General features: G+C 57.9%; 6 protein-coding genes and 2 pseudogenes. 3 read left to right on the top strand and 5 right to left on the bottom strand.

The window, feature by feature from the left end:
- Positions 1-81: 81 nt before the first annotated feature.
- Positions 82-184 (top strand): annotated as a pseudogene (locus YH62_RS30390) (integrase core domain-containing protein); the annotation flags it as partial.
- A 57-nt stretch (positions 185-241) separates the two neighbouring features.
- Here the strand turns inward: YH62_RS30390 and YH62_RS28915 are convergent.
- The 5 genes and pseudogenes from YH62_RS28915 to YH62_RS28895 form a co-directional block, all read right to left on the bottom strand.
- Positions 242-942: pseudogene (locus tag YH62_RS28915) on the bottom strand (IS6 family transposase).
- Entirely contained in the window at positions 939-1820 is an 882-nt protein-coding gene (locus YH62_RS28910; RefSeq protein WP_197082564.1) for an alpha/beta hydrolase, read from the bottom strand. Before YH62_RS28910 ends, YH62_RS28915 begins: the two are co-directional and overlap by 4 nt.
- Positions 1817-3097, bottom strand: a complete 1281-nt coding sequence (locus YH62_RS28905) for a peroxidase (protein WP_245282251.1) — start codon at positions 3095-3097, stop codon at positions 1817-1819. The genes YH62_RS28910 and YH62_RS28905 overlap by 4 nt, the downstream gene beginning before the upstream one ends.
- A gap of 122 nt (positions 3098-3219) precedes the next feature.
- Positions 3220-3831, bottom strand: coding sequence for a hypothetical protein (locus YH62_RS28900; protein WP_046797775.1), 612 nt, complete (start codon positions 3829-3831; stop codon positions 3220-3222).
- A gap of 51 nt (positions 3832-3882) precedes the next feature.
- Positions 3883-4968 carry a catalase family protein gene (locus YH62_RS28895; RefSeq protein WP_052821441.1) on the bottom strand — a complete coding sequence of 362 codons (1086 nt, stop codon included), beginning with the start codon at positions 4966-4968 and terminating at the stop codon, positions 3883-3885.
- A gap of 126 nt (positions 4969-5094) precedes the next feature.
- Here YH62_RS28895 and YH62_RS28890 point away from each other — a divergent pair, with 126 nt between their 5' ends.
- Both YH62_RS28890 and YH62_RS28885 read left to right on the top strand, forming a co-directional pair.
- Positions 5095-5733 carry a TetR/AcrR family transcriptional regulator gene (locus YH62_RS28890; protein WP_046797773.1) on the top strand — a complete coding sequence of 213 codons (639 nt, stop codon included), beginning with the start codon at positions 5095-5097 and terminating at the stop codon, positions 5731-5733.
- 54 nt (positions 5734-5787) lie between these two features.
- Complete coding sequence (locus tag YH62_RS28885) at positions 5788-6204, top strand: hypothetical protein (RefSeq protein WP_046797772.1); 417 nt, start codon at positions 5788-5790, stop codon at positions 6202-6204.
- Positions 6205-6209 lie beyond the last annotated feature (5 nt).

Below are 6209 nucleotides of genomic sequence, written 5' to 3'. Positions count from 1 at the left end.
TGGAAGGCCGTGACCGGCGCAACTGCCTGAGTTTAACTGAAAGCGCTTCGTCCGGCCTCAGTCGAACAACGTGACAACGCCCTCTTCTCGTCACTGACCCATGCTCGATCAGCGCTCTTAAACTGGCGCATCGATTACAACAATCATGGACCATTCTGGACTTGGCTGGAGGACACCTGCCGAGGGCATCGTAAAGTTAACTTCAGCGAAGCAAAAGCGGGACGCCCGCCACGTGCACTGCTCATGCGCGAGCGATCTTCGCCCATAGGTTCATCGCCGCTTTGCGCAGTTCGCGATGATGGCTGGAGGGAATGTCGTGGCGCGGGATGTGGAAGAGGTTGGCAATCGGATCATGGATGGAAACGAAGAGTTGCAGATGTCGCTTTGACTTGAAGCGCTTCATGATCCGCTCTCGCCGTCGGATCGGCTGGTGGGAATTCTCCGCCGATTGTTCAGGCCTTTATGGGAGCGGTGCTCGACACCGGGCATGATTTCCTGCTTTGCGGCGCCATAGGAGCGAAGCTTGTCGGTGATCATCACGCGCGGCGATCGTCCCTGGCCTTTCAAAAGCTTGCGCATCAGGCGCTTGGCCGCCTTGGCGTCGCGGCGGCTTTGCACCAGAACCTCCAGGACAAAACCGTCCTGATCCACGGCGCGCCATAGCCAATGCTTCTTGCCCCGGATCGAAATAACGACCTCATCGAGATGCCATTTATCGCCGAGTCGGCCGCGCGAACGTTGACGGATTTGGTTGGTGAAAGTTCGTCCGAATTTCTCTGCCCACAGCCGGATCGTTTGATGCGAGACAATGATGCCACGAGCGGCCAGCATGTCTTCGACCATCCGCAGGCTCAGGGGAAAACGGAAATAGAGCCACACCGCGTGGGCAATGATTTCAGCGGGAAAGCGGTGGCGACGGTAGAGCGGATCACGGTCTGTCATGCCTCTTCATCGCCTATCAAGCCCCAAGTTCCGTTAACTTTACGATGCCCTGGAGACTCTTCCAGCAGCCAGTGAGAGCCTCCTTGCAGTTCGACGAAGCGATAGGAAGCGTTGACATGCGCGCTTGTCGCTTCCGCCGCGGCCCGGCCAAGCGCCTGATCGTTGCTTCCCCAGATAAATACGGTGGGCACGTTAATCCTGCCGATGCGGATGTGAAGATCGAGTGCCCGGTACCAGCTCAGTCCAGCCGTCAGCACGCCGGGCTGTGACAAGCGGGATACGTAATCATCGAGACGCGGTTTCGGCAGCTTGTCCTTGAATACTCGCTTCAGCGCGCTGGCGCCGCGTCGCAAGAGCAGCCATTCCGCGACATGGAAGGGAAGCCGAAAAACAGTGATATAGCGTGAGCGCCGCTTTTGATCCCTGTCGGTCCGGCGGGCCTCCAGCAGTGCATCGACATGCGGTGTCGAAACGATCGATAGCGACTGAAGCCGATCCGGATATCTGGCTGCAAGGCTCCAGGCGACGATACCGCCCCAGTCATGACCGGCCAGATGAAACCGCTCCAGACCAAGAGCGATTGCGATTGCGAGCACGTCGGCGACAAGGTCATCCACCGCGTAATCGCGTACTGTTTCGGGCCGCGCACCTGCCGAATAGCCGCGTTGATCGATGGCGATCGCGCGATAGCCGGCTTTTGCCAGCGCCACTGCCACTTCCGCCCAGCTGTCGGCGAATTGCGGGAAGCCATGAAGGAGAAGGACAGTTTCCCCTTCTTTCGGCCCGCACGCCAGGCCCGAGAACACCATTCCGCGAGCAGCCAGGGTGAATTCCTCGATATCCATCCAGGGTGCGGCCTGATTGCCGATATCCGTCATTGCGCAGAGGCATCTGCCGGCTGCCTTTTCCATCCGGCATCAGCGATCCACTTGAGCGCTGAAAGACTTGGCATGAACAGATATTCGCCGCCCTTCATGACGTTGAAGGTCTGAACGCCGTCGACCCGCTTACGAACCGGAGTCTGCGGAATGGTGAACTGGCCATCTTCTTCGTGCAATCCCACGATCGGATCTCGCTCTTCCCCGAGATCGACAAAGTTACCCCGGTTGATCCATTCCTGCTGCATGAACTCGATCGTGTCATAGGCCCGCGCGCTGATGAAGATGAAGAAAATTCCCCGGTCAGCCTTGCCGTCATCTTGCGGCGTGACATCCTCTGAATAGACCGGACCAAACGTCGATGATCTGCGAATGATGCGATGGATGTTGACGTCGGTCAGCAGGGTCAGTTCGGAGTCGCGCGGATTGAGCCGGCGCATGTGACAGCCAAGGGGTACGACGCGTCCCTTCGGATCATCCTTGAAATTGAAGTCATTGTTGCGTTGTGGATCATTGCCGAGATGCGGATCGTCGTGATCCGGCGACAGAATGAGCGGGGCGCCAGATCGCCAGCGACCGAACATTTTGGCAGCAAGGAGCTCGCGTTTCTCTTCAGTCTCACCATGGGCCTTGAGGAACGCATTAAAGCATCCGACGCGGCTCTGGAACTTGCGCAGGACAACGAAGGTGCCGTTCCTGCCGAGCACCGCAGGCTGCGGCATGGCCAGTTCCTGGCCGTTTTCGCTTTCATAACCAAGAATGAACTCCCCAGCTTTGATCGGCCGCTCCTCGCCGGGAAGCGGATCAATCCCGCTGCCTTCGACGGCCGGCTGCGAGATCGAATCCCGAAACCCGAACGGATTTTTAGCACCATCAGGTGCCCCGAAGCGATGCTCACCGAGGAGCGTGACGCCGCTGCTTCTGTCGAGTTCTGCCCGCGCCGTCGCCAGCGCCTTGTCGAGTGCCGCGTCGTCGACGGCATATATAGTCAACGCCAGATGACAGTTTCCGGGTTTGAACACGTCCTCCCACTGCTCAGGCGCATTTGGACCGAAGTCGCGAAGCTGTTCACGCCTGGCCGCCATACCCTGCTGAAACGGCAAGGGAAAGGTGTTGAGTTGAGCGTCCGGAACGCCGAGTGCCTTCAGACCTTCAAAGCTCAGTGCCGCGCCGATCCAGAAATCGAGATTGTCGGTCCAGTTGTCTGCCGAGGCAATGTGAGGCGCAAGGCGACCAAGAAGATCCCTTGCACCCTCGGGCTCATCGAAGTGGAGCATGGCGTGGATGCCGACATAAGGCTCGGGGCGGCTTCTGAGGATCAGTGCCTGGATGTCATCCAGCTCGAGAGAGACGCTGTCGCGTCGAAACCGTTGCCTGATCGATTGGAGAAGGTTCATACTCAGCCCACCTTGTCTAGGAATTCATTGACGGCATGCTCCATTCGTTGCAGCCGCCGCACATCGACCACGGTGACCTGCGGATTGGCAACGAACCATCCGGCCGCGGTAATCTGATGTTCGGCGATAAAGTCCTTGACCTTGGGGCTTGCGATGCCAGGCCAGCCCTCGACGGAGGCGAAGAGCAGATCCATCAGATCCGGGATTTTGGTGGCGAAGTCGTTGATATAGGTATCCCAGTCGCCATCATAGGCGGTGGCGAAGAGGATGCGCGTGTCATTGTCAAAGAAGACGAAACGCATGTTGTGCAGCGTGCCAACCTTCTGAGCGCCGTCGAAATTGCCATTCACCAGATTGAAAATGCGCCGAAGCCGGTCGGCGCCACCGGGCTTAAGATCGGCGATGGCCGTCAGCTCGGAGACATTGCCGGATTGGGCTCCGACCCGACCGGCGGAGCCTGCGGTACCCTTGAGATCGGGATTGTGCTTTGTGACCATCTGCTCAAGCGCAAGCTTGGCGAGTTGCGGGGCGTCCCCGACCACCTCCTCGATCCTGCGCCGAATGGCTTGCAAACGCGTCTCGTCGATCTGTGGGGTGTCGTCTGTGTCGGCCATGCTGGCCTCCTTTCCATGACATTCATGAATTGTCTGGCGATGAGGAATTATTCAATCCGGAATTTCGTCGATCGATGTCGGCTCTAAACGGGGCTGCGCGTTCAGCGCGTGACGGCGTGCCGCCGACCGCTTGTATGCGGCAATGCGGATACGCATGATCGATCCAAGCGGTTGATGATCCTTGATCCCGTGCCAGGGATTGAAGGATAAGACATCGTCACCATAGACCCGGCGGGCAGGGGAGTACGCCTCCTGAGCGGGAATGCGGAGCGTTGCAATGGGCTGTTGCGGAGACAATTCCTCGCGCCACAGCACGGCGGCATCTTCGACGGGCATATGGTCTAAACTGCGACAGAGCTGGGCGCGCAGTTCGTATTCCGCGGCCTGTTGTCTGAAGTGATCGACGACGAGATCGCGCATCGTACCGTCCTCGATATCACCGACGTCCTGACCGGTCAGATTGCGAACGTTTTCCGACAAAGGCGCGGCGCTGATCTTGGCGATGTAATCGCCAAACCGGATCGCGGCCATCGAATGATAGGTCTCGCCAAGCAAGTGGGCATTATCGCGCGCCAACCCCTTCAAGGTCGCACCTGGCTCGATGCCGACCGCTTCCACGGCCGTCTCCACGCCTCGCGCGACACCAGCCATGGCCCGCTGGAGGAACGCCGGGTTCTCCGCGTTCTTCTCCAGGAGACCGACAAGCTGGCGGTACTTCTTGATCGTGCCAAAGCTCAAAACCGGGATGTTGACGAGCAGAAAGTCCTGGTTGTGCCCGGCATCGTCGGCCAGCAACCGATCGCCATCGACGCCGATGACTTTGATCGCCATGCCACGTGGTGCCGGGATGGTGTCGGAGTGAATGTCGCCAGGTGCGGAGGACAGGCGAATGATCACGGAGTAAGTGGCCGGTCGCGCAAACAATCCCTGGCACAGATGGTCAGGAAGTTCCGGCACAACCAATTCACCCTTGAGAAAACCATGACTTTTGGCATGCGCGTCGCGGACGGCATGGCGGTGGCGCTCGAATGCCTTGCGGTTCGATTCAGCCATTATGTCGAGGATTTCAGCAGTGAGGGCATCCTCATCATCTGCTCGAATTTCGACATCTGCATGATAGGGAACGTACTCGCTCAAATGATCGCCTCAAATCTATCTTGAAACCATATCGACTTTGCTCGGGTTGAGATATCGCTTGATATCTGAAATAAGAATGCCTTACCTTCAGAAATGTTCCAGCACGGCTTGCTTTGTGGAGACAAAATGCCGACGAGCAGAAAAGAAACCCAGCGTCAGACACGCGAGAAGCTCTTGGAAGCCGCCCATGCATCGATTGTGCAGGAAGGCGTCGCGTCGTTCTCGATCCGTAGCATCTGCGCGGCCGCCGGGCGCACGCAAGGTGCTTTCTATTCGAATTTTTCGAGCAAGGACGATCTCCTCGTCGATCTGATGGAGATTCATATCCTTGAGGAAGTTTCGCTTTTGCGACGGATTGTGCACGAGGCAGCCAGCGACACCATTGAAGAAACGCTACGCGTTCTGGCCGAGCGACTTGCGTATATCGCCGCCGAGCCCGAATGGTCGCTTCTGTCGATCGAATTGCAGCTCCATGCCCGCCGGGACGAGGCGTTTGCCAAACGCCATAATGCCACGAAGGCGACCTGCTATCGGGTGATTTGCGAACTCATCGAGGATCTCGTTGAGAACTATGATCTACTTCCAACTTTGCCTCCCTTGCAAATCGGCATCGGCCTTTATGCTCTCTGGTCGGGTATGGCCATGCAGGGCGACGTGGCCCAGGCCATGCCACGAGAACAGATGCTGCTGGCCTTCTTCCGGGCGATGACAGGCCTGCATACGATGCAGCACGGATCAGACCACATCGCTGAAGCAGAAAAGTGAGCGCCAGGAACGGTGCCCGGTACATTACACGGATTTAATCCAATGGAGAGTTCGATGGCGAGCGTTGGTGCGCGTGCGTTCAGTTTTTCCAGAACACGTTGGGGTGCTTCCTCCCACCGCTACGTTCGGGACAAAAGACCGAGGGCGCTGGTCGTCGAACGTCAATCCGAATATGCAATCGACTACGATCTGATGTTCAATAAATTCGGCTTTCGGTCACTCTTCACCACGATCCCGGGGGAGGCGGGCAGGGCAGTGTCAGAGGATGAGGATATAGCCGTTGCGCTGATCGACGCCGACACTGTCGACCTTCGTCGTTGCCTCACCGTTCTCCAACGCATGCGCCCGCTGAAACTGATTGTCGTCGCCGGACCCGACGCCGAAATCGACGAAGAATATCCGTGCGACGTGCGGTTGGTTCGAAAGCCCTTGGTAATCCGGGAGCTCGAAAAAGAGGTGGCATATTTATAGTTCAA

It is taken from the genome of Rhizobium sp. LC145 (assembly GCF_001005825.1).
In the GTDB taxonomy this organism is placed as follows: domain Bacteria; phylum Pseudomonadota; class Alphaproteobacteria; order Rhizobiales; family Rhizobiaceae; genus Neorhizobium.
This window is presented reverse-complemented; position numbering and strand designations above follow the sequence as displayed.